General features: G+C 35.7%; 21 protein-coding genes and 1 pseudogene. 12 read left to right on the top strand and 10 right to left on the bottom strand.

Translation table 11 applies throughout. The features are described 5' to 3' along the window. Positions 1-2 precede the first annotated feature (2 nt). The 3 genes and pseudogenes from ASD98_RS23900 to ASD98_RS24500 all read left to right on the top strand — a co-directional run. Positions 3-292: pseudogene (locus ASD98_RS23900) on the top strand (SDR family oxidoreductase); the annotation flags it as partial. Positions 293-345: 53 nt separating this feature from the next. After that, on the top strand, positions 346-555 hold the full coding sequence (locus ASD98_RS23895) for an SDR family oxidoreductase (RefSeq protein ID WP_056209809.1): 210 nt from the start codon (positions 346-348) through the stop codon (positions 553-555). Between the two features lie 33 nt (positions 556-588). Continuing rightward, a complete protein-coding gene (locus ASD98_RS24500; RefSeq protein WP_255357711.1) occupies positions 589-717 on the top strand; it encodes a hypothetical protein in 129 nt (42 codons plus the stop codon). A gap of 895 nt (positions 718-1,612) precedes the next feature. Here the strand turns inward: ASD98_RS24500 and ASD98_RS23620 are convergent. Next, the gene (locus tag ASD98_RS23620; protein ID WP_056209804.1) at positions 1,613-1,972 is read right to left on the bottom strand and encodes a helix-turn-helix domain-containing protein; all 360 of its coding nucleotides are present in this window, start codon (positions 1,970-1,972) and stop codon (positions 1,613-1,615) included. A gap of 120 nt (positions 1,973-2,092) precedes the next feature. Between ASD98_RS23620 and ASD98_RS23615 the strand changes: the two genes are divergently transcribed. The 3 genes from ASD98_RS23615 to ASD98_RS23605 are packed head-to-tail and all read left to right on the top strand — an operon-like array spanning position 2,093 to position 4,241. Further along, positions 2,093-2,698, top strand: a complete 606-nt coding sequence (locus tag ASD98_RS23615) for an NADPH-dependent F420 reductase (protein ID WP_056209801.1) — start codon at positions 2,093-2,095, stop codon at positions 2,696-2,698. Between the two features lie 15 nt (positions 2,699-2,713). Then, positions 2,714-3,466: an SDR family NAD(P)-dependent oxidoreductase gene (locus ASD98_RS23610; RefSeq protein ID WP_056209798.1), complete on the top strand. Its 753-nt coding sequence runs from the start codon at positions 2,714-2,716 to the stop codon at positions 3,464-3,466. 16 nt (positions 3,467-3,482) lie between these two features. Next, complete coding sequence (locus ASD98_RS23605) at positions 3,483-4,241, top strand: SDR family NAD(P)-dependent oxidoreductase (protein WP_056209795.1); 759 nt, start codon at positions 3,483-3,485, stop codon at positions 4,239-4,241. Positions 4,242-5,069: 828 nt separating this feature from the next. Here the strand turns inward: ASD98_RS23605 and ASD98_RS23600 are convergent. From ASD98_RS23600 to ASD98_RS23575, 6 genes are all read right to left on the bottom strand, one after another. After that, entirely contained in the window at positions 5,070-6,059 is a 990-nt protein-coding gene (locus ASD98_RS23600) for a hypothetical protein (protein WP_056209791.1), read from the bottom strand. 201 nt (positions 6,060-6,260) lie between these two features. Further along, a complete protein-coding gene (locus ASD98_RS23595; RefSeq protein WP_056209789.1) occupies positions 6,261-6,554 on the bottom strand; it encodes a hypothetical protein in 294 nt (97 codons plus the stop codon). A 111-nt stretch (positions 6,555-6,665) separates the two neighbouring features. Next, a complete protein-coding gene (locus ASD98_RS23590; RefSeq protein WP_056209786.1) occupies positions 6,666-9,821 on the bottom strand; it encodes an AAA family ATPase in 3,156 nt (1,051 codons plus the stop codon). After that, positions 9,808-10,356 (bottom strand): ABC-three component system middle component 1, encoded by a 549-nt coding sequence (locus tag ASD98_RS23585; RefSeq protein WP_056209783.1) that lies wholly within the window; start codon positions 10,354-10,356, stop codon positions 9,808-9,810. Before ASD98_RS23585 ends, ASD98_RS23590 begins: the two co-directional genes overlap by 14 nt. Further along, positions 10,343-11,632 (bottom strand): serine protease, encoded by a 1,290-nt coding sequence (locus tag ASD98_RS23580; protein ID WP_056209780.1) that lies wholly within the window; start codon positions 11,630-11,632, stop codon positions 10,343-10,345. Before ASD98_RS23580 ends, ASD98_RS23585 begins: the two co-directional genes overlap by 14 nt. Continuing rightward, complete coding sequence (locus ASD98_RS23575; protein WP_056209778.1) at positions 11,632-12,852, bottom strand: MBL fold metallo-hydrolase; 1,221 nt, start codon at positions 12,850-12,852, stop codon at positions 11,632-11,634. Before ASD98_RS23575 ends, ASD98_RS23580 begins: the two co-directional genes overlap by 1 nt. Positions 12,853-13,349: 497 nt before the next feature. Here ASD98_RS23575 and ASD98_RS23570 point away from each other — a divergent pair, with 497 nt between their 5' ends. Next, positions 13,350-15,389 carry an ATP-binding protein gene (locus ASD98_RS23570; RefSeq protein WP_056209775.1) on the top strand — a complete coding sequence of 680 codons (2,040 nt, stop codon included), beginning with the start codon at positions 13,350-13,352 and terminating at the stop codon, positions 15,387-15,389. A gap of 548 nt (positions 15,390-15,937) precedes the next feature. On the opposite strand, the gene ASD98_RS23565 is transcribed toward ASD98_RS23570, so the two are convergent. From ASD98_RS23565 to ASD98_RS23555, 3 genes are read right to left on the bottom strand one after another with little or no spacing between them, the layout of a single operon-like run. Continuing rightward, a complete protein-coding gene (locus ASD98_RS23565) occupies positions 15,938-16,831 on the bottom strand; it encodes a bacteriophage abortive infection AbiH family protein (protein ID WP_056209771.1) in 894 nt (297 codons plus the stop codon). Between the two features lie 53 nt (positions 16,832-16,884). Next, the gene (locus tag ASD98_RS23560; RefSeq protein ID WP_056209768.1) at positions 16,885-17,910 is read right to left on the bottom strand and encodes a hypothetical protein; all 1,026 of its coding nucleotides are present in this window, start codon (positions 17,908-17,910) and stop codon (positions 16,885-16,887) included. Positions 17,911-17,915: 5 nt separating this feature from the next. Next, positions 17,916-19,124 carry a hypothetical protein gene (locus ASD98_RS23555; RefSeq protein WP_056209765.1) on the bottom strand — a complete coding sequence of 403 codons (1,209 nt, stop codon included), beginning with the start codon at positions 19,122-19,124 and terminating at the stop codon, positions 17,916-17,918. Between the two features lie 703 nt (positions 19,125-19,827). Here ASD98_RS23555 and ASD98_RS23550 point away from each other — a divergent pair. The 5 genes from ASD98_RS23550 to ASD98_RS23530 all read left to right on the top strand — a co-directional run bounded on the left by ASD98_RS23550 (position 19,828) and on the right by ASD98_RS23530 (position 22,752). Beyond that, positions 19,828-20,238, top strand: coding sequence for a single-stranded DNA-binding protein (locus ASD98_RS23550; RefSeq protein WP_056209762.1), 411 nt, complete (start codon positions 19,828-19,830; stop codon positions 20,236-20,238). Between the two features lie 58 nt (positions 20,239-20,296). After that, entirely contained in the window at positions 20,297-21,370 is a 1,074-nt protein-coding gene (locus ASD98_RS23545; protein ID WP_056209759.1) for a DUF932 domain-containing protein, read from the top strand. Between the two features lie 109 nt (positions 21,371-21,479). Continuing rightward, the gene (locus ASD98_RS23540; protein ID WP_128414881.1) at positions 21,480-21,854 is read left to right on the top strand and encodes a hypothetical protein; all 375 of its coding nucleotides are present in this window, start codon (positions 21,480-21,482) and stop codon (positions 21,852-21,854) included. Continuing rightward, positions 21,838-22,518 carry a PRTRC system protein E gene (locus tag ASD98_RS23535; protein ID WP_056209755.1) on the top strand — a complete coding sequence of 227 codons (681 nt, stop codon included), beginning with the start codon at positions 21,838-21,840 and terminating at the stop codon, positions 22,516-22,518. The genes ASD98_RS23540 and ASD98_RS23535 overlap by 17 nt, the downstream gene beginning before the upstream one ends. A gap of 15 nt (positions 22,519-22,533) precedes the next feature. Beyond that, positions 22,534-22,752, top strand: coding sequence for a PRTRC system protein C (locus ASD98_RS23530; RefSeq protein WP_056209753.1), 219 nt, complete (start codon positions 22,534-22,536; stop codon positions 22,750-22,752). Positions 22,753-22,762 lie beyond the last annotated feature (10 nt).

Below are 22,762 nucleotides of genomic sequence, written 5' to 3'. Positions count from 1 at the left end.
TTATGAGTGGTGTACGTCTTTCGCGTGCTTACATCGAGCAAATGCTGAAAGCCAATTGGGGGAGGATCATTTTTATCTCCAGCGAATCGGGTGTACAGGTCCCTGCGGAGATGATCCAATACGGTGTTTCCAAGACTGCCCAGATCGGTTTGTCACGAGGGCTTGCCGAAATGACCGTCGGTACGGCAGTTACAGTAAATACTGTTTTACCCGGACCAACATCGACGCAGGCTATCACCAATTTTATGAAAGCAACCGCTGAACAGCAAGGCATCAGCGATACTGAAATGGANCGTAAATACTGTTTTACCCGGACCAACATCGACGCAGGCTATCACCAATTTTATGAAAGCAACCGCTGAACAGCAAGGCATCAGCGATACTGAAATGGAAAAAGTGTTTTTTACAACCATGAGGGGAACGTCATTATTGAAGCGTTTTATCAAACCGGAAGAGATCGCCAATCTGGTGACCTACATTGCCAGCCCCCTTTCAGCGGCCACCAATGGCGCTGCGCTTCGGGCCGATGGCGGGGTAATCAAATCTGCATTCTAAATAATTACTAATAAGCATTTATAAATAAACATCATGAAAACAATTGGAATTATTGGCGCGGGCCATATCGGGCAAGCAATTTCCATGCAAAAGCTGAAAATCAATGTTCCTGTTTTGATCAGCAATAGCAAGAACCTGAAACCATCAAAGCTCTTCATGTGAAATTAAGCAAAGGTGTGAAGCAATGCGAACTACTGAGGCTGCTGTTGCAGATATTGTAGAACTGGCGCTTCTTTGGTGGGAAGTAAAGTCTCTCACTGGGCTGATCAGCTGGAGAAGCAAAATCGTGATCGATATCATCAATGAGTTAATTGAGGGGGTAAAATCGCTGAGTTGGGCAACGCCTCAACTGGGATCGTACTAGAAAAATTACCGTGCGCGCGAATCGTGAAAGCGTTTAATACACTTTTGCTGCAAGAATCGCAGCAGATCCGTTGATTGGTTAAGGTCTTCGTGTCGCTTTTGTCGCCAGCACGTTCGGCATGCAAAAACTGAGGTAGTTGAACTGATCAAATCCATAGGTTTTGCTCCGATTGACTTGTGCACACTTGCTCTTGGAGGCATGCTTACCGAAGTCAAAGGCGTCTTTTCAGGAATTGACTTGGTTAAACTCTAAATTCAAAAATACTGGGGGCACAATTGTGTTCCCCTGTTTTTTAGTTAATTGTTTTGTGTCATCTTTTAATCGGTTTTAAACATACGGCGTATATTTTGCCTTATATAATTTTGAAAGTTTGCTGTCGGACAAAAGGGATATAGCGGCATGAAGCTTCAATTTGGTTTGGTAAATAAATTACCAAGTTGATGTTTAGTCTGGTATTTTAAAAGTCATTCTGTGCTACGATTCTGTCACAAATCCCGTATGGCGAAACTTATCAGCGACAGGATTTTGTGAACAGATTAAAGAAGAAAAGAAAACTCAAATAATGGTCAAAAATAACATTTAGCAAATACTGTCTGAATACACAGATTTTTTGGTTCTAACATGACATGCCTTAAAAAAAAATGCTACAAGAAGATAATAGGCAAAAGATTAAGTCTTTTTCTTTTTTTCTTTTTAGTCTCCCCCCTCCAAGTTTTTAAGCTCGCAAATTTTGGTGTTTTCGTAAAATACATTCCACTCGCAAACAGATTTTAAGATGGGCAATAAAGCCAATCCTTTTTCCGTAAGTGAATATTCAACACGAGGCGGCAGTTCTATAAACTCTTCCCTAAACAAAATTCCATCTTCTTCCAGTTCATTTAATTGCTGTGTGAGTACTTTCCTTGTAATTAGCGGAATGATGGCATCCAACTGTCCAAACCTAATTTTTCTGGTATGGATAGTGTGAATAATAATAGGTTTCCATTTGCTTCCTAACGATACCATAGCCCTGGTCATCGGGCATTCTGCGGCGAAAAATCTTTGATCTCTCATAACACTTTTAATTTTTTGGTTACTTCAAAGTAACTAGTTTGGCGTATTTACTGTTTCATAAAGATACTATCAATAGTATCTTTGTGAAACAAAAGTAATAAAATAGTTTTAACAATTAAAATGTATAAAATGAAAATAGGAATTATCGGTGCCGGAGCTATCGGCACAACGCTCGCAAAACACTTAACCGGAGTTGGTTACCAAGTAATTATCAGCAACAGAAGTGGCGGGAATACGCTTATAGAAAAAATAAAACAAATCGGCGGCAATATTACCGCAGGTTCGGTGCAGGAAGCAGCCCAAGGTGATGTCGTATTTCTTGCAGTACGATGGGAAGACGCTCAGGAGGCATTATCTAACATTTCATTAGAAGGTAAAATCCTGATAGATGTTACAAATGCCAGTTTACCCGAATTTGTATCGGCAGAACCGGGATCGAAAACATCTAGCGAAGTGGTAAGCCAATGGGCAAAAGGTGCAAAAGTAGTTAAAGCTTTTAATACTTTATATGCAAATGTGCTGGCAGAAAATCCACAGGTTGCCAATGGAAACAGGGTGATCTTTTATTCAGGAAATGATGACGATGCAAAAGATGTTGTGTCGGGCATAATTAATAGCATTGGATTTGCCGGCATTGATTTAGGTACCCTGCACGAAGGCGGAAAATTGCAGCGATTCCCCGGTGGATCGTTACCAACATTAAATCTTATCAAATTAAAAAAATAATTTAAAACTAAAATAATGAACAGATTAAAAAACAAAGTAGCCGTAATTACAGGCGGAAATAGCGGTATCGGATTTGGTATTGCCCAGGAATTTAAAAGTGAAGGTGCTAAAGGCGTTATCGTTGGTAGAAATCAGGAAACTTTAGATAGTGCTGTTGCTCAGCTTGGCGATGATTTTTTAGCTATAAATGCAGATGTAACCAACCTTGCCGACCTGGAAAGAGTGTTTAAGGAAACATTTGAAAAATTTGGTAAAATAGACGTGGTTGTAGCCAATGCAGGCGGCGGAACTGTAGGTACTGTGGCAACTATTGGCGAAGCCGAATTTGATAAAACTATTGATTTAAACCTGAAAAGTGTTTACTTCACTGTTCACAAAGCACTACCATATATGAATGATGGCGGTTCTATTATTCTTATCGGATCGAATGCAGCACATCGTGCCTATCCGAACTTTACGCTTTATGGTGCTGCAAAAGCTGCCGTAATCTATTTTGCAAAAGGATTTTCAAGTGATCTTTTAGACAGAAAAATTAGGGCAAATGTTATAACGCCAGGTACAACAGACACACCGGCATTTGACAAGTTTGTTCCCGCAGAACAAATTGAAGCTTTAAAAACACACTTTGCGGGAGAAATGCCAATAGGCAGAATCGGGCAACCAGCTGACATTGGCAAAACTGCGGTATTTCTTGCTTCTGATGATTCCTCGTTCATGCTTGGTGCTGAACTTCTTGTTGATGGCGGTATGACCTATTTGTCTAAATAATTAAAATATTTTTAAAATGAGTAAATTAAAAAATAAAGTAGCTGTAGTTACAGGTGCTTCAAAAGGGATAGGTGCTTCTATCGCCAAACACTTTGCAGCAGAGGGTGCAAAAGTAATTGTCAATTATGTCTCCAGCAAAGAAGATGCTGACAGTGTGGTAAAGGAGATCACCAACAATGGAGGCATAGCGATTTCGATACAGGCAGATGTTTCGAAAGAGGCTGATGTAATCCGACTTTTTGAAGAAACAAAGAAGGCTTTCGGTACTTTGGATATTTTGGTAAACAATGCGGTCTTTCAACAATTTTTACCTATTGAGCAGGCATCACCAGAAGCTTTTCATCAGCATTTTGACGTTAATGTTCTGGGACCTGTACTTACTATTCAGGCATCTTTGAAACTGTTTAGAGATAATGGCGGTACTATCATCAATATCAGTTCGGGTGCAAGTAAGTCACCAATGGCCGGAGTTTCTTTGTACTCGGCAACCAAAGCGGCATTAGATGCCATAACGATTTCCTTGTCGAAAGAACTGGGTGCAAAAAAAGTTCGTATCAATTCTATTTTGCCGGGAGCTACAGAGACAGAAGGTGCAACTAGTGCCGGTGTTACCCCGGGCAGTGAATATGAAAAAATGTTTATTGCCAATACGCCGCTTGGTCGTAGAGGCCAGCCCGAGGATATCGCGAAAGTTGCTGTTTTTCTAGCTTCAGATGATGCGGCGTGGATCACAGGAGAACAAATTTCCGTTTCTGGTGGAATGTATGGGTTTTAAAACCCTATGCTAAAAAATGTAAGGACCGGGAAAGGAATTACCGTTTCTCAATTATTTATGATTACTATTGCCTACTAAAATGTTTCTAAACATAAGTTTTTTTCCAAATCCCTGTTTCTTATTGAAGCAGGGATTTTTTGTTGCATCAAAAGTTTTACCAATATGTAAAAATATGCCTTGCAGTGAAAGTACACAAAGAATACTCGTGAAACTGCTTCATCCGCAATACAGTTATAATAAACAGTTCCATATAAGGAATTGCTAATAAATATGAGGATTTATTGTCCTTTTCGGGTTCTATGGTCTCAAAGGTTGCACTTTCATCCTCATTGTTCTTTAGGGTATCATATCAGTTTCAAATCCCTTTGATGGGTCATTCTCTATAAGGTCCTTTTCTATGTCCTTCACCGTTATGTCTTTGGGGCCGCTTTGGGGTTCCTTATAAGGGTTCTGCGGGTCATAGGGGCTGGGTGTTTTTGGCTGCGGTTTTTGGGTCTTTGATCGGGTTTTGGGAATTAAGGTGGTGCTTGTGGTAATTTTTTGTTGTATGGGAAGTTGTTATTCTATTTTTTTTAATTAGATTATTGGTGTTGTTTTTTTTTAAGGAGGGTATGGGGCAGGTTGGATGGTATTTTTTTTGGTTTAATATTTTTTTCTGGAGCTTTTTCCCGCTATCCATTCCAATCTTTTGTGCCGAACCCCGGCACAAAAGGATTTCCACTGCACACGAGCGAAGCGAACTGGCGAAGCAATCGGGGCTAAAAGGTTAAATCCATTTTTTATTAAGCCTATTGCCCTAATCAGCTGTAATAGCCGTTAGAAGTAGTGCTACCATTTTAAATTTTGCGACCAATCGTCTTCATCGGATATTTTTTTTTCGGAACAATAGTTACAATTATATCTAATTCGAAAATCTGTGATTGGCAATGCCTCTTCGTGGGCATAAGAAAAATAATTTTGCAATTTAGAATAGCGTCTTATAAACGTACCACACTTTGGGCAAAAGTTCGCTAGATATTGGTCACCTGTAATTTTGCTGTGGTACTCACGGATCGCTACACCCTTTTCTCTGGCATAAGTAATTTCTGTCGGACTAAATTTCTCTGGCCCAAATAAAAATTTATTACCTCCATCCTTCATTGCGGCAAACTTCATTGGGCTGTAGCAATTCCAACATTTCCCATCAACTATTGACATAATATATTTTTGCTGAAAATTATCGCAGACATTACATTTTGGGTTCAAACAGAATTTAACCAAATTAGGTTTAGTCAGTTTCTCTTCTATAAGATAGATATCGTCGTCAGATTTAAGATTTATCTGGATTAATATAATTTTGTGTTCAAGATAGTAGTTTAAGACACTCTCAGTTGGCTTATGGGTAACTACAATTTCAATAGCCGCAAAAATCTCATCATTTTCATCTAAAAGCGCTATATCTGGTTTGCAATATTTTAAATCATATTCTAATCTCACCGATTTTAGTTTCCTAGTGAAATTGCCTGTATGTTGCTCCCTACAAAATTCACAACGCCAATTAAAATTAAATGGAACATCAGCTTCTAAGTATTGGTTTAATTTTTCAGCTGCTAAAGTTTTGAATCCAAAATGCAAAGCTGTTTCAGGTTGACAATTTGGCATCAGCGATTTATGCGCAAAATGAGGTCGTTTTGTGCGTGGACCAACTTTTCCGCTTTTTTTGAGTACCAAAACGTTATTACAGTTTACACAATAATACTGGCTTCCTTTTTCAGCGGACAGTGCGGTAAAAAGTTTTCCTTGTGAGTCTTTTGCAATTGTATATAAAATTTCATTCATTGTAACTGTCTTCATAGCATTACTGCAAGCGTCCTTGTACTGCAGCTAGTTTGGGATTAAATTAAGCCCTATCTTTGGATTTGCCACCCGAGATAAGGAACAGGCAAAGCACATCATCACAAATATAAAACCAACTCTGTATTGAGCCAATTACCCAAATTAGCAGTAGTAGTTGATATGGGTAGTTGTTTTAATATTTTATCAAACATCTGTCGGAAGTTCTGGTTCAAATTTATGATAATATGCACGATCATTCCAAGGGAAGATGCTCATCTCGTCACTTGCTAAAAATTCATTTAGACTATAATCTTCATCATGAACAAATATTGTATCAATTCCATTATCTTCATAATTAAAAGTGTAATATGGATATTTATAATCTAATCTTTTAAAAACATTTAAGTCTCCATAGAAATATTTTCTTTTTTCCTCAATTTCATTCGTAATTAAATCTTTAATACAAGAAGCTAAAAGGTCTCCATTTTTATTATACACTTGTACCCCTTTTCTATCTAAAATGCCTTTATAAACTATTGTATATATTAATCAAAAAAAATCCCAAAAAAATTGGATTTTGGAGTTTTTTTTTAAATAAATACTTTAGATCTACAGAATATGCCTCGCTTTTCCAAAACTTTCTATTTCATAATAACGTACATTAAATTCATCTGAGGGCATCTTATTTCGCATTAATTTATAAAAGTTTTCATCATGAGAGGATATTACAATCTGACGATCATATTTTGTAATCATCGTGCGGATTAAATCTATGAAGGAAAGCATATTAATATCACTTAAGTTTTGAATTGGATCATCCATAAATATAGTATCAATCTCGTCACTTTGCTTTTCAAATGCATTTGCTAAAAAAATACTTAGCGACAAGACATTTAGCTGACCAGCACTTAGATATAAAGAGGGATCAAGTTCTTCATCATTACTCACAGCCTTTATATCCAATATAGGGCCTTTATCTGTGACTTTTGGATTAATTTTGATCTCATTAAGATTTGGATGAGGCTCAATTCTGGAATAAATCTGATTGATTACGTCTTGATTAAAATAATTATTAATTTCATTATTAATATATTTTTCTGAAGTTGTTCGAGCGTTTTTAACTTTATCTATCGCCAGATCCAAGGGGCCGATCTTTTCCTGCCATCGTTTAATATCCCGTTCTGTTGAATTTTTTAAAACATTTTTTTCAATAACTTGCAAATTGATTAACAGCTCCTCAAGATCTTTCACTTCAGCTTCAACATTATCAAGATATTTTTGCAGTTTATCTAATTCCTTTGTAAAAAAATCCTCTGTAGGTTCTGATATTTCTGAGAAAGAATTAAAAATTAATTTGTATTTGTTGATTTTTTGATGATTTTCAGCAATTTCATCTTGTTTGGCAAGGCGAAGACCGGGAATGTCCGCTTCCGAAATTTGGACTGAAGATGCATTGATGTTATTTTGTATTTCTAATATTTTATCAATATTTTTCTTTTTTTCATTTTGAAAAGATGTATGTTCTGTTGTAACATCCGACAGCCTGCTATTTAATATTTTTTTATAAAATGTGTCGATAGGCAAATTTAACTCTGACATAATTTGCTCGGCTTCTATCAAAGTAATGTCAGCCCGAGAAATTGCTATAGTATTTTCACTTGTAGAAACCTTGTTTTTCAATATTGAAATTTTATTGTCTAAAGTCGAAATTGCATTATTTCTATATTGTACTATGTTTTCTAACCGTTTGCATTTTATGCTTATTTCTAATAATTTAAGCTGCATATCAGATTTAATCTTTTGAAAATCAAAATCTTTTTTATTATCCGTTTCATCAAGATCGGGCTGTAGCACTGAAAGACTCTTCTTGACTTCGCGCTGTGAATTTTCCAAGCTGTTTTTGGTGTTGCTAATATCAACCGTGATCTGTGCTCTCTGTGTTTGAAGCAAAGTAATTTCATTCTGAAAAAGTTCGAGAGAATGTTTTATATATAGAGCAATTTTTTGGTTTGGAACTGCTAATTTTTCCAAAAGATCTTTTTCACTTGCAAGTGCAGTATTCAGGTCAGCTTTCAATTTATCTGTAGCGGTAACTGCTGATTTTTGTTGTTCAATTTTGCTAATCAAAATAGAGACATCAGTAAATTTTGTTGCGCAAAGAGGACAGTGATCAGCATCGGTATTCTTTACATATTCTTCTCCCCAAGATATTAATCTTTCAAAGGTTTCATCTAAAGATGAAGACTTGTTGAGATCTGAATGAAGTTTTTCTATTTCATTTTTATTTGTGATAATTAATGATAGTATATCGTTGCGCTCTACAAGTTCCTTAGAAAGTTTTTCCTGATCTGTTTCAGGCAAATATTCATAATTTCTTTTTTCTTCAATTGCGTGAAACTGGCTTCTTTTGTCAATTTGAGCACTGATCTTTGCCTCATTTTCTTCAAAAGAATCGTTAAGCTCTTTTAATTTTTTTGTAGTTTTTTCTGTTTCTTCTTTCCAAAAGTTATATTTCTGCAGTTCAGTGTCCCATTCAGATAAGCTTTTGTCTAAGCTGTCACGTTGCGTAATCCAATCTTTGAGTGTGGATTGTAATTCCAGTATTACCCTTCGGGAGCCTTCTAAGTAATGAAAATGTTTGTCAATATCGAGACGGCTGTTTTTTACAATTTCTTTTTGATCCGAAATTGTTTTATAAACGACATCAACAAGATCAATCAATTCGAGTAATCGAGTGAGTTTTTGTTTTGAATTTAAAAGAAAGGATAATTTGGTATCAAGTACTTTACCTGCATCTTTGTGAGATTTAAGATCAGTGTGCAATTTTGCCAATTCAGATAATTTACTGAAATTGTCGTCTAATATTGGTTCGTTTTTTTTCCATAGCAGATAATTTGTGAAATCCTTTTGAAGATTAAGCAAGACAGCGATTTGCTCGCTACTGTTGCGTTCAATAAGTTTAGCACGTTCTATATATGTTTGTGTTGTAGCTAAAATAGCCTGATAAGACTCCTTGTTTACATTATTTGTCAGTTCCTCGATTTTTAATCCTGTTTTTGAGTTCTCTGTAAGATCTTTTATTGATTTATTTAAAGGCAGTATCTGATCTTCGGCATTTAGAAAATCCTTAATTTGTTGTTCGGCCAGGGTTATGCTTCCATGAAGGTCAACTTTTTCCTTTTGCAGCATATTTACATAGCTGTCTAAATCACGCAGAATTGAAATTGCATTCTCTCCTTCTGGCCAAAAGTTCTGCAACTGCAAGAACCGCTGATCTGGCTTAGTATGACGCAGAAACTCATCGATTTGGTCTTGAGTTAAAATATTAGTTTTAACTAATCTGTCCAGTACTGGCTGATCGTAATCAGAAGTTAGATAGCTGACAGTTTTATAATCGTATTTAAAATCTACCCTAACTCCTTTACGTTCGGTGGCAGTTCGTTCAATAACTTTCTGATCATCAGTGCTAATTTTAACAGAGCCACTTCTTCCTTCTTTAAAACTTTGTCTATTGGTAATTAATATCTTGTCTCCGCTCGAATAGTCCCTTCTGTTTATCTCATGGCCAAGCACATCCGTTTCAAATCTTCTTATTTTGCTGGCATAACACCATTCAACAGCATCAAAAAAAGATGTTTTGCCATAACCGTTTGGTGCGTAAATTACCATCAGATTCGATAGCGGTCCGGTACCAGAAAAACTAAATTCTTGGCTTCCTTTATATATGCGAAAGTCGTCAATCTTAATGTTTTTAATTTTGCTCATCAGTTAAGATATTGATTAGATTTTGTAAATTATCCCTATTGGTCATCGTCCCAATTGCTTGTATCGCCTGAGCCACTTCAGGATGATTGGCATTAATGACCTGCTCAAGTTGATCTGTGGATACTTGACGCAGCGGAATTTCGATATCGATTAATGTTTTTCCTATTAAGGATTTTATATAATCATCATTAATTTGATTGTTTTCGATCCTGCATACCATTTTTCGTGCAGAAAATTTATCTTGTAGTATTATCTGTTTAAGCTCTTCAGGTACATCTTCTTTTACCAAATACAGCAAGTATAAATTCCAGCGTTCTGCATGACTATCTCTTTTGCTTTGAAAACTTACTGCAATGTGATCTCTGAGTTCTTTATATTTTTTTTCAAGCTCTGCGGCAGTTTCGTAAATTATTGAGAAGACATATAAATTGATACTTCCGGAAGGTTTTTGCCAGCATTCAGTTCCTGAGGTATTGAAAAAGTCATCAAATTTGGAGAGTTCTTCTATTGTTTGTCTGGATTTAACTAATTGCATCAGTGAAAATTTTCGTTAGGTTATCGGTTATGTCTTCAAGCGATTGACTTGAAGTGACTTTTCTGCTTAGTTCTGTGAAACTGAGTATACCGCAGTATATAGATTCAGCAATATTTAAGCCTGCATCAGGTGGGCCTGCAATATTAAATACAATTTTTTTCTTATCTTCCGGACTAATCACATTAAGGCCAAACATTGTGTTATGTGAATGAAAAATATGGCACTGATTATTTTGTAGCGTACCGGCAAATGATTTTTCCAGAATATACTCTTTAGCAATGTCGAAGTATACCTTTTCTTCAGTAAAATAGAACTGTAATGTCAAGTTTATGTCTTGCGTAATTGGTGTTTCAACTCCTGGAATTAATTTTGAAACTTCAGTTTTAGGAAGAGAGATGCAAATTGCATTTACATTTGAATATTCGCCTTTAAGAAATTGCACGTAGGTCAAAAATTCTAACCATGCTCTCCATAATTCCTGGTTTATTGCTGTCTGGCTTTTCAAATAACCTATAATCTGTTGTAATGTTCCGGAACGTTCCGGTACCATCAGCTTTCCACCGAGTCCTACTGCAATATTTTGCGGAGAAGTTTTCTTTGCAACAGCTTTAGCTTGGGCCTGTCCAAGACCTTTGAAAGGGTCAGATGTGTAATCAAAGGCCGCAGATACATAATTAGTGAAGTCTCCTAGCTCATCATTTTTAATAGCAACATTGTTAAGTATAAGGAAATCTTTAGCTTTTTTTATACTTACCGAGCATAAATGATTTACATCCTTGTACCTAAGTACCGCAGTAACGTATTGATTACAATTGAGAACTCCAGACCCGGAAAACCCTCTAAATTCCTTAAGAAGAGCAATACCATTGGTTTCCAGTACAATATCATGAGTATGTTCAATGTCTATTTTATTAAAAATAGTGCCTGCAATTTTGGACCCCACTTTCGAGCCATCTACTGTTGCAGGAAAACCAAAAGACGACCACTCGGTACTTATTAAAGGATCTTCATCGCATAGAATTACTATATTTTCGGAATTAAATTCTTCGGTAATTAAAATTGCCAAATCATTAATTTTGCAGGAGTCTTTGACGGTGACTTTAAATTTTGCATTTTCCCTATTTTCAATATAAAATGTCTGGTCAGCAAAATTTTCAACTACATGCAATGATGTCAGCAGAAGATTTTCGGAGATAAAAAAAGCTGTGCCTTCTGGAATACTCTCGCTGTTAAGTACTTTCCAAGTACAAATTGCTAAGTGATTAGTCTCTATCATTAAAGATCAATTTTATTAGAAACTTCAGTAGTATAATTTAATTTTTCTTTCAAATTATCATCGAAAATACCTGCCAAGTTTTTTGGAGCATAATTAAAAAACAATTTTCTGCTGGTTAAGTTTTCAGGAAGCGGTCTGTTGATTATAAAAGCAAGTGTCTCTATATCAGGATGAGCATGAGAAGGATGTTCGCCATTTGTTGATATGAGGTATAGTGGACTATCTATGTAATCATAAAGCTTTCGAGGGTTGTTGGCTAAACTGCCATGATGACCCACCTTAACAGCATCAAAGAAAAGTTTGTCCTGACCCGGGTATAAAAGCTGCAACTGCTCTATAATTGGTTCGGCATGGGCATCTGCTAAAAATAATATTTTTTTATGGTCAGCTTCCAAAATAAATGAAATTGAACTTCCATTCCCAACAGTCCTATCTGCTTTATACTTTGCATTTTTAACTATAGATTCAATAATTTCGGGCGTGAAAGAAGAGATTAAAGAACCTGTAATTTCGCCTTGATAATTTTCAACTTCTCCTTTCTCAATCGATTTAATATAAAGCTCGAAAGCATCATCTATAAATTCACTGGCAGATAACGTAACTCCAAATTCTTTCAGTCCTCTTTTAAATGCACTTTCAAGCGCTTGTAATTGTGTTTTATTAGGTCCGAGAAGAATTATTTTGACTCCTTCTTTAATCAATACTTCGGTTTTATGCTCGATACATACTGCCTGGCCTTGGAAATCGGTATTCCAGCTGTAGTCTCCTGACAGTAATTCTTTGCCTAGTTTAGATGCTTGTTTAGCTCCGATTTGGGTTCCTCTAGAAGTATCCTGAGGATTTTGCGAAGCAATAAAATTTTTAAGCGGGCCTTCTTCTAATGGGCTTAGTGGTTTCAGATTCTGTTTTTCAAATTGCAAATGCCTGTAAGCATTATGCCAGACCTGATCAATTTTAATTATCTTAGCACTTGAAGCTGATCCATTATCTTTTATAAGTTTTGCTGCGCTGCTGATATGGTCTTCATCATAATGAGTAATAATGAATCTGTCAATGATTTTTCCCTTTGTATGGTGATCTTCAAGCAATGGGAGCAATCCGGAAGTAAAGTTAAAACCACAGTCTACAAGTATATTTGTATTTGGTTGATTTTCATTTTTAGCAATATCAATTAAAATTGTATCTCCATAAAGAGCGGGTAAAAGATGTATTGTAAGCATTAGATTCAATTAGTTATAGTGGTTGCTAAATGTAGTATTTTTTTTATTCTCCAGCATTTTAAAAAAAAAGTATTTTATTAGAATAAACTTACTATTAAAAGCAATAATGTTAAATAAATGATTAATTATGGCTTGGAAAATTAGATTTGAATTACGTTCTTTAGAAAAAACGATGACCATTATTTTTAGAATAAGTAAAGCATGTTAGTGCAATTCAGGCAGGAGTACTGTAATTAAAATTGAAGTTTATTTTACGTTTTCTTGATTATGTGATGCTGAGTTTTTATTGCCTCGAGTTTTTTTAAAGCAGGCTGCTAAACTTCCAGTAAATTTCAAAGGTTAATTTTATAATCGATTTTTTAGATTATAGATTTTTTAAACTACAGGTCTCACTAATTTTTAAGTTATAAATATTAGTTAACGTTTCTTTTATTAGTTTAAATCATGTAGGTTTTTTTCTTTTTTTCGACTATTTTTAGAACCTCAAAGGAAATATTATGGGAAGGAAACTAACAACAAATTCAAGACTTGTAAATGAATTATTTGCTAATTATATTAGTACGTTTACGGCTTTCAGTGAGCTTATGAATAATTCTATTCACGCAAAGGCTACAAATATTTGGATTGATATCGCATATGCCAGGGAAGATGAAATTACCCCTTCATTGATTAAAAAGTTAGTAATTAAAGATGATGGTATCGGCGTGCACGTAACTGACTTAGAGAGAAAACTATTTGATATCGGTACAACAAATAAAGACGGTGGCAAAGGTATTGGAAGATTTGCTAGTTTTCAATTAGGTAAAGAAGTATCTATAGAGACGGTCGGTTATTCGGATAAATCTAAGAGTTTTACAAAGTCTCTAATACCGTTGCATTTTGATATGTTCGGCAAGAACCTAAATGTGTCTGATATAGATGTAGAGTCTAATGAGCAGGTTTTAGAAGGGAAAAGTCATAAAACATATTATCAGGTCACAATTAATGATTTTTATGATAGTGTCATCACTGATAAAGAGCCAAAAAAGAAAATTATAGATAAATTTCTTCAAAATAATATCCAAGATGCCATCTTTGAAAAATATTCCCTGAAAATTTTTAATAAAGATATTATTTTTCATGTCAATGGGAAAAAGATGGAGCCTTCGCACTTTATAATTGACAGTCCTGTAGCTAAAATATTTCCCTTTACAGATCAAAAAGGAACGGAACATAAAGTTGTGTTTAATTTTATTCAAATAAAAAAGGTTGATAAAATAAAAGTGTTTTTGACGACAAACAATGCTGGTATTCAAACTATTGGCAACGGTTTTGAATTTGATGCACAATGGCTCAGTCCAAAAATAGGAGGATGGTATGTTTACGTGGAATCTAACACACTTCCAACAGATCTTTATAGGAATATTGACTTAGACGAAATGGATGAAGATTGGAAAAATTTTCGTCAATTCGTAAAAGACAGCGTTAGTGAGTTTTATAGAGCACGAAATGCAGAATACGATAATTTCAGTTTAAAGTTAAAGAACGACGAGTTTTATCCTTTTAAAGACAAGTCCAGTAGTTCGAAATCTAAAGAGGTAATCTTTGATAAGCTTGCTTTTTTAGTTGAAGATAAATATCATTTATTAAATGAAAATAATAAACTTAGGGAAATTATATATCCTTTAATTGACCGTACAATTTCGAATGGAGAACTCGATAATATTATAAAAAATATTCTGCATCTCAATTCCAAAACCATAACTAAGTTTACTAATCTTTTAGAAAAGACAGATTTAGAAAGTGTAATTGAATTTTCAGATAAAGTAGCCAAAAAAATTGAAGACCTGGAGTTTCTTGAGAAACTTGTTTATAGTGAAATTTCTAAAAACGTGAAGGAAAGAAAAGAACTGCATAAATTTTTAGAAAAAATGTTGTGGGTTTTTGGGGAGGAATTTAATCAAAATACAAAAGCACTATCCGATAAAAACCTTGAGAATAATTTGTTAAAATTAAGAGAAGATTGTTTGTCATATAAACCATCAAAGAATGACGATAATATTAATACCGAGATTGAAACACCATTACGGTCTATAACTGATCTTTTTTTATATAATGAAAGAATTCTAGATTATAAGAAAAGGGAAGTTCTAGTAGTTGAACTTAAAGCTCCCAGAGTGAAAATTAGTTCAAAAGAATTACTTCAGGTAGAAAAGTATGCACGAGAGATTGATAAGAATAATTCAATAAGTCAAAATGTAAGTTTCAAGATTCTTCTTGTAAGTTCAGCTATTAATTCAGACACCGAATTTAAACTTGAAGGTATAAGGAAAAATAATGATAACCCTTATTTATACTTTCAAAGTTCTACTGGTAAAATTGAAATATGGGTTATGAGGTGGTCTGATTTAATCGAAAATGTAAAAAGAAAGCTGAGCTATATGTCATCTGAGCTGAAAACAAAAGATGTAGACGTGCAGCAAAAAGCAGCTAAAGATTTTGAAGAAGTAGATTTTGGAAAATATAATTCAACACTCAAAAAAGTTTCTGTTAATTAATATCTCTTATGAATAATCTTTGAGGTTTCAATTTCTAATGGAATTTAAAATTAAAAGGATAAATCTTGTTTAAAAAAAATATTTAATGATTTTCTTGTAGTTATTATTGCTTTATGCTGTTAGGTAATGGTAAACTGCAAAATTAGCGTATTATTGCCCTTATTGAATGCTTTTAAAGAGATTAACTTTTTTTTGATTAGTCGAATTATTCTTGAATGCATCTTAGGCAGACTTGCAGCCGGGGCATTTAGGGGCTGGATTTTTTTGCGATCTTTAGTGTACCGGGAAATGTTGCCGGAATCTTATTCGGAGTGATAAGCATTGTTAATTGTGTATAATAATATTTTTTAGGAGGCCTTCCGCTTTACGTTCCAATCTTTTGTGCAGAACCCTGGCACAAAAGGATTCCCACTGCTATCGTTGCTAAGGTTGCGACGAGGACCTATTTGACCATCTAAATAGAAAAACATTTGAGTTCTCCTGCTATTAGACGCTTTTTTCGATTTACTAATTTTAATGTTTAATTCTCTGTACATCAACACCAGTTTTTAAAGCTCATCAATCCTTATCATCTGAATTTTATCATCGTTTATACCAAGCATCTCAATTGCGGTGGATTTAAGATTTAATTTCTCGTCTTGCGAGTAATAGCTAATCTTCCAATTTGTATCTGGTAGTAATTGTTGAACCTTCTTAAAATAGGGCCAGTCAACCTCTCCAAGGGAATGCCCTAAAATAATTACTTCATTAAAAGATTTAATATTATCGAAATAAGTGGAGTTGCTATCTAAAATCGAGGCGGAATTTTTTATTAAAGCATAAAATGGATATCTGGCAGCATTTTCGGAATCCGTAAATAAAGTTTTGTTAGAGTCTCCAAACTCATCAAGCTCTTCTTTTGCAGGATCCTTTTCCTGTAACATACCATGACCAAAAATTAGTTCAGAGGTGTAATCGTTGGCTTTATTATGGATGTATAGAATTTTACTAATAGGAACCGAATAAAGCACCTCTAAAGTATCCGTGTAATTAAAGTTTATAAAATTTGCATCTTCTTTAATTTTAGCCAATCCTTTTTTTTTAGCTGGAAGTTCAAGTTCTTCTATCCATTCTCTAAATGCATCTTTAATATCATCAATCAAATGCTCAACTTCTTCATTTATTTCATCTTCCAAACCAAATACTTCGCTGGGCTTGAAGCTTTCGCTGTGAACATCAATATTGTTTAGGTCACCTAGTAGGTTTTCGTATTGAAATGTCGCTAAATCATTTTCGAAGTTCTTCCATAGATATTTATCGTCTGTTCCGAATAAAAAGTAATTTTCAATTTTATTCTCTAAATCTGGGAAATTTTGAATTACAAAATTGTGAAAATCGGCATAACGTGTTTTAAAACCATTAAATAGGTCAAAGCCATTGCCGATAATATATAAAGTATGCATGTTGTTTATTTTTTGATTAAACAATTAGAGATTAAAAAAAACATGTTTTGATATTACAATTTATCTTTTTTAATAAATGATTTCACAGTGCATTTTCCTAAAGTTAAATTGAAAGTAATATTATCTTTAGACAATCTTTGTTGGCCTGATGGAAGAGTTTGTAATTTCCTAAGAAATTGAAAAATTTCATCCACTACAGGATCGTATAATATTTTTCCTTTTTCAAAATCAAAGGACTCTGTTCCAAATGAAGCAATCAAATTATCTGTTGTAAGATCATAACTTTCGGGATCTGTATTTTGATACTCCTCTAAGATAAATCGTGTTTCAACTCCAATCAGATCATATTTTTCTAAGACAATACTATTTAAAATAGCAATATTGTGACCAAATTTTTTCTTCTGTACACTTGGATAAATTATAGCCTCGATATTATCTTTTGATTGAACTGGATAAAACAAAAATTGGGAGGATAGCTCAGCACTAAAAAGATAATCTCGTGGTCGGCCTCTGGATACTTCAAGACTAAAAACATCGACAAAGAAATCCTCCAAGATGTGGAAGACCTCTTGTAATTGATTTTCAAAGACAGGATTTATAGTTTTATCTTTTTGGATTAAATTACAATTAACCATGGCACCCTCTTTCAGTTTGAAATGAGATAGGGTAATTACATCGCCTTTTTTTGGTTTCATTTCCCAATATGCTTCTGCTTCATTAATACCACAGTAAAGTACTTGCTGTTTGGGTAAATTGCAACGACCATAATTACATAAGTCAATAGGAGGCGCAAGAAGTTGAGAAATATCAGTTAAATAACTTAATTCAGAGTCTTTTAAAATTTGATTATTTATTGAAATGCGAACCATTCTTTCTGGAGGATCTTTTCGATAACTGCCGGGTTTAATATTAAAAAAAGTATGAATGTCATTTTGTAATCTGACAAAATCTACATTTGATAAATCATGGGTTTTGCCTAAAAGGGTTCTATAATAGTTAACTTTCTCAAGAATTTCTTCTGTACTATTTAGATTTAGTTCTTCAGTATTATATTTGTTATTGGCTACTTTTTCTATCATATTCGTTATATTTTCGGAAAGTGAAATAGCATTACTTCGACTTGAATTTTCTTGTCGCCATCGTCAGGTAAAGTAAATTCGTAATTAATGGAATGTTCATATGTGTCCTTGATATGTCTGCTGTAATTTTCGTGCTTAATAATTTCAGTTTTTATTTTGCTTACTACAGCTGTCATTTCTTTTTGGTCGACAAAAAATATTAATGCTGTTTTAGTGTCTCTATGTGTCAAGTAACCTAATAATTGGTCAATGCCTTCAGTTAATTTTTTTTGTCCTTTCCAAAACTTGCATTCAGCAACAAAGAGATTAGTTCCGTCTTTTGCATACTTTAGAAGGATGTCTGTCTTTCCTTTTTTATTGAACGCTTCCCCAACTCCTGTTGCAGCTTCATATCTTGTTTCAAGAAACAACAAGAAAATATCTCGTAAATCTTCTTCATGCTTATCCTTGTAAATTGAAGGTTTTCGTTCAATTGCTTTTCCAACATTATACAAAACTTCTCTAATATCTGCATAAACTTCTTGTTGAAGAATTGGAACTTTTTCTTTTGCGACTGTTTTACTTGTTTCTGTTGCTGGGGTTGGAACTGCTTTCTTTGTAATAGTCGGCGGAAGTAAAAATTCTGTAGATTTTGGATTAACTTTCAGTCCGATTTTTTCGAAAAAATCAAACTTTTTTGATACAACTCCTTTTCTGTTTTCTAAAGCTTGCTGAATTAAATTTTCAAGTCTGTCATTCCAAGGTTTAGTTTCAGCATTTATTATAGGTAAGTTTGTGCTTACAGTGCTGATAATTTCGTTTACTTCTGAAAAATAAGCATTCTCATCAAACTGCGTTAATGTGATTGTCGCCTTAATATTAGAATTACCAATGACAACATTATCCTCAAGATAAACAATCGTGGATCGCGAAGGCATGCAGTAAAATAACTTATAGTTTCCCTCAAATGGAATTGTCACAATAATCTCAAGAACATTCTGATAAATCAATTGTCCCCAAGAATTGTACATTTTTTTGGTTGTTTCTTTTGGCTGTGAAGGTTCTGGCTGCCCTATAGCAATGGGATAAATAGTGAATTCAGATTTTAGCCTTTCAACAAGTTCGGAAATATTCGTATTATCAGTTATTTCCAATTTTTCAATTCGTTCGAAAAGCGATTTTCTGTATTCATTTACAAAATCACCTAAATAATATTTTCTGAATAATTCGCTCATCGTTTCCTATTTTTTATTTGTCTTTATACAATCACTGCTTATTAACTTATAGCAACCATAAAATGGGTCAATATGACTTTTAGCTGGTTTGTATATTAGTAAGATTTTTAAGCGAATATAAGAATAAATACCAAATCTTTTCAGCTGTGCATCAGTGCTTTCGTTAATTAATTCCAGCGGCCTGTTCTACAGTTATAACTAGGTTTAGAGGACTGTTTTTCGAATTCACCCCAGTGCTTACTACTTTTTCTTCCGACTTTTCTTCATCTATAGTATGCCAATTGCTTCCCTTTTGCTTTTTATCAAAGACACGGTATGCTTCTGTTTTTTATTTCAGGAGCAAAGGTAACTCCGTGTCCTTAACCCAAAAGCAAGGCCTAGCCTTTCAGGTCTTGGCAAAAAATCTCCACCCATCCGGGTTGTATTTTTTGCCAGAGCCTTGCTTTTGCCGAACACTCACCTTTTTATGCTCATGAAACAAAACATAGCATACTGCGGCTCTTTAGACGAATAAAAAAAAATGTCAGAAATGAGAATTGAAATATTGAAAAAAGCAATGATGAAACAAAACAGCGCCTGCTCTCATTGCCGAATAAAATTTCAAAAAAAAAGTAAAGTAAAAAAAGTGAAAATCAAAGTAAAAAGTAAAAATGCGGGGCGGGAAAAAGAAAGTAACAATTTAAAAACTTAAAAATCAGAAATCATGAACATTACAGGAAGATTGACAAAAGATGCGAAAGTAAGCACCTTGTCAGACAGCAGACAGGTAGTAAATTTTTCAGTAGCCATCAACGAGAGCTACAAAAACAGAAAAGGCGACAAGGTGGAGCAGACCACCTTTTTCGAATGCGCCTACTGGATAAGCCCAAGGGTTGCCGAGTGGCTGACAAAAGGCACGGTGGTGGAGCTCACTGGCATGGTAAGCGCAAGGGCGTGGACAGGGAATGACGGGGAACCGCGCGCAGGGCTGAACTTCAATACCTCCAATATTAAACTGCACGGGGGCGGGAAGAAATCCGAAGGTGCGCAGGAGGTGAAAACGGGGCAGACTTCAGAGCAGGGAGAAAACAAAAAAGCCACCTTAAAAGAGCCTGAGGACGACATCCCGTTTTGAGCAGGCATTAAAGGGTTCTAAACAATTTTATTTTTTCAAACTTTAAAAATCAAATATCATGGCACATAATATCAATTACAACAGCGAGACAGGAAAGTATTCTTTTTTCAGCGTAAAGGAAAAAGCATGGCACGGGCTCGGACAGATCGTCGAGCAGTACCCGACAAGCGCAGAAGCCATCAAACATGCAGGGCTTGATTACGAGGTGGCTAAAAGCCCTTTATACACAAAAGCATCGGGCATTATCCAAACTAATGAAGGTATTGAAATGGGCAGTACTGAACTGGTAGTACCTGACTGCTTTGCCACTATCCGCACTGACAGCAATGCTGTTTTGGGCGTGGTTGGGAAAGACTACCAAATCGTGCAGAACCGTGAAGCGTTCAGCTTTTTTGATGCCATTGTAGGCGGGGGCGACGGCATACTGTACGAAACCGCAGGGGCACTCGGGCAGGGAGAGCGCATTTTTATCACGGCAAAACTCCCTGATTATATCAGGGTAGGGAACGGTGATGATGTGACCGAAAAATATATATTCCTGACCACATCCCATGACGGAAGTGGAAGCATCACGGCGGCTTTTACGCCCATACGCATCGTATGCCAAAATACCCTTAACGCTTCGCTTCGCTCAATGAGCAACGTGGTGCGCATCCGCCATACCTCGGGGGCAAAACAGCGTTTGGATGATGCCCATAAAGTAATGGGACTAGCGGATAAACTCAGCACTCAGTTAGAGGGCATCTTTAATGAATGGTCTAAAGTAAAAGTAACAGACAAGGAAGTTAAAAAGCTTATTCAGTTGGCTTTATGTCCCAATACCGAAACACTCACTTTAATTAAAAAAGGGGCTGATGATGAAGTGTCTACCGTGTTTAAAAATACCGTTGAGGATGCTTTTGCGTACGCAATGACTAGCGAATCACAGCAGATGCCGACAACCAAAGGCACGCTTTTCGGGGCTTACAATTGCGTGACGGGCTACTATCAAAATGTACGAAAATACAAAGACAGCGAAGCCAAACTGCAGTCCATTGTTATGGGAGGAACAGCCCAGGGAAAAGCCCAAAAGGCATTTGAACTGTGCACGGCTTTTCAGGCAGATGGCGCAGAAATCCTTAGCTTTAATTAGCTAAAAGCAGGCGGTCGCCTTCGTGGCGACTGCCTTTAAAATCAATTTTAAAGGGTGCAAATAATAGATGAAGATTTGCGCAATTGAAATAATACAAAAAAGAAGAATTATGGCAAGGCAGGACAGTAACAATTTTGAGTTTATACTGTATCTCTATAATGAATTTGTCAGCAAACACCGCAGTACAGGCAAGGAAGCACGGGTGTATTGGCATATTTTGGACATGTACGTAGAACTGGGACTTTCAAAAAAAAGCCAGACAGCCGAAAAAAAGTACGCCCAAAAGCTTGTAGCCATCATAAGGGAAGCGGTCGGGGAATGGAACACCCATCTGCTTATCTTAAAAGGGCAAGAGGGAGAAAAGGAATATCAGGAAAATATGAAAAGCTACATCGAACGCCTCTACAGGTTAGGGCACGATGAGAAGAGCGTCATGGAATCAATCATTAAAAAATTAAAATTAAATTATGGAAACGACAACTAATTTTTTCAATCAGATAGCACAGTTGCAGATCATAGGCGATTTGCACATTACAATAGCAAAAGGGACAGAGGACAAGCTTATCGTACTGGTTATGCTCCAAAATGAGACGTGCGGGGACAATGCCAAGCACAGCATACCGCCACTAAACCTAAGAGGAACGGCCGAAGAACTCGACAGCGGTTTTTTTGAGAATATCACTACGCCCATGCAGTCCGCCTCGGGTCTAATGGTGGACATGGAAGGCTATATGAAACAGCTAGAAGATACCAAAAAACAGTCGGCTATGGAAAAAGAGAAAGCCGATAGCAAGAAAAAAGAGCAGGAAGCCAAGGACAAAAAATTCAGTGATGCCATGGCAAAGGCGGACGAACTGGAAAAAGAAGGGAAATTCCGTGAGGCATGGATAAAAGTGCCCGAAATACATGAGTTTCCCTTTAAGGCTGAGGAAATACGCAGACGAAAATCTGAATTATCAGCCCAATTTGCGCCCGATCTGTTCGGCAGTACAACAGAAACCGCAAAGAGCGAACCGCCCCGAGAGGCTCTTTTTCCCGAGTATGCTAATGATAGTAGTGATGCACAGGAGCATGAAACGGACGAGGAAGATACGGACGCAGAGGACATGGAAAACTGGGAAGAAGACCCCGAAGAGGAACGATACTAATCTAAAATACAAATCATGTTATTAGCGACACAATTACAGCGGGTTTTTATACTCAAAGACAAAGGGCAGGAAATCAGGCTTTCCGACCCCGAGCCAAGATGGAGCACCGAAGCGGTACTGAATTTTTATGCCCCGACCTATCCGATACTTACCACCGCCAAAATATCAGCCCCTTTTATCAGGGATGATGCGGTGGAATACCGATTTGAAACGGTAATGGGAACAAAAGGCTAACCAAAAATTT

It is taken from the genome of Flavobacterium sp. Root186 (assembly GCF_001428525.1).
Taxonomy (GTDB): Bacteria; Bacteroidota; Bacteroidia; order Flavobacteriales; family Flavobacteriaceae; genus Flavobacterium.
Note: the sequence above shows the minus strand (reverse complement) of the source record. Positions and strands in the feature narration are given on the sequence as shown.

Bases quoted from the DNA above. Each gene is read 5' to 3' on its own strand.
- ASD98_RS23895 (WP_056209809.1), top strand. From the start codon at position 346: ATGAAAGCAACCGCTGAACAGCAAGGCATCAGCGATACTGAAATGGAA.
- ASD98_RS23555 (WP_056209765.1), bottom strand. From the start codon at position 19,124: ATGAGCGAATTATTCAGAAAATATTATTTAGGTGATTTTGTAAATGAA.
- ASD98_RS23605 (WP_056209795.1), top strand. From the start codon at position 3,483: ATGAGTAAATTAAAAAATAAAGTAGCTGTAGTTACAGGTGCTTCAAAA.
- ASD98_RS23560 (WP_056209768.1), bottom strand. From the start codon at position 17,910: ATGATAGAAAAAGTAGCCAATAACAAATATAATACTGAAGAACTAAAT.
- ASD98_RS23575 (WP_056209778.1), bottom strand. From the start codon at position 12,852: ATGCTTACAATACATCTTTTACCCGCTCTTTATGGAGATACAATTTTA.
- ASD98_RS23530 (WP_056209753.1), top strand. From the start codon at position 22,534: ATGTTATTAGCGACACAATTACAGCGGGTTTTTATACTCAAAGACAAA.
- ASD98_RS23540 (WP_128414881.1), top strand. From the start codon at position 21,480: ATGGCAAGGCAGGACAGTAACAATTTTGAGTTTATACTGTATCTCTAT.
- ASD98_RS23545 (WP_056209759.1), top strand. From the start codon at position 20,297: ATGGCACATAATATCAATTACAACAGCGAGACAGGAAAGTATTCTTTT.
- ASD98_RS23585 (WP_056209783.1), bottom strand. From the start codon at position 10,356: ATGCAATTAGTTAAATCCAGACAAACAATAGAAGAACTCTCCAAATTT.
- ASD98_RS23600 (WP_056209791.1), bottom strand. From the start codon at position 6,059: ATGAATGAAATTTTATATACAATTGCAAAAGACTCACAAGGAAAACTT.
- ASD98_RS23620 (WP_056209804.1), bottom strand. From the start codon at position 1,972: ATGAGAGATCAAAGATTTTTCGCCGCAGAATGCCCGATGACCAGGGCT.
- ASD98_RS23535 (WP_056209755.1), top strand. From the start codon at position 21,838: ATGGAAACGACAACTAATTTTTTCAATCAGATAGCACAGTTGCAGATC.
- ASD98_RS23565 (WP_056209771.1), bottom strand. From the start codon at position 16,831: ATGCATACTTTATATATTATCGGCAATGGCTTTGACCTATTTAATGGT.
- ASD98_RS23610 (WP_056209798.1), top strand. From the start codon at position 2,714: ATGAACAGATTAAAAAACAAAGTAGCCGTAATTACAGGCGGAAATAGC.
- ASD98_RS23550 (WP_056209762.1), top strand. From the start codon at position 19,828: ATGAACATTACAGGAAGATTGACAAAAGATGCGAAAGTAAGCACCTTG.
- ASD98_RS24500 (WP_255357711.1), top strand. From the start codon at position 589: ATGAAAACAATTGGAATTATTGGCGCGGGCCATATCGGGCAAGCAATT.
- ASD98_RS23615 (WP_056209801.1), top strand. From the start codon at position 2,093: ATGTATAAAATGAAAATAGGAATTATCGGTGCCGGAGCTATCGGCACA.
- ASD98_RS23590 (WP_056209786.1), bottom strand. From the start codon at position 9,821: ATGAGCAAAATTAAAAACATTAAGATTGACGACTTTCGCATATATAAA.
- ASD98_RS23580 (WP_056209780.1), bottom strand. From the start codon at position 11,632: ATGATAGAGACTAATCACTTAGCAATTTGTACTTGGAAAGTACTTAAC.
- ASD98_RS23570 (WP_056209775.1), top strand. From the start codon at position 13,350: ATGGGAAGGAAACTAACAACAAATTCAAGACTTGTAAATGAATTATTT.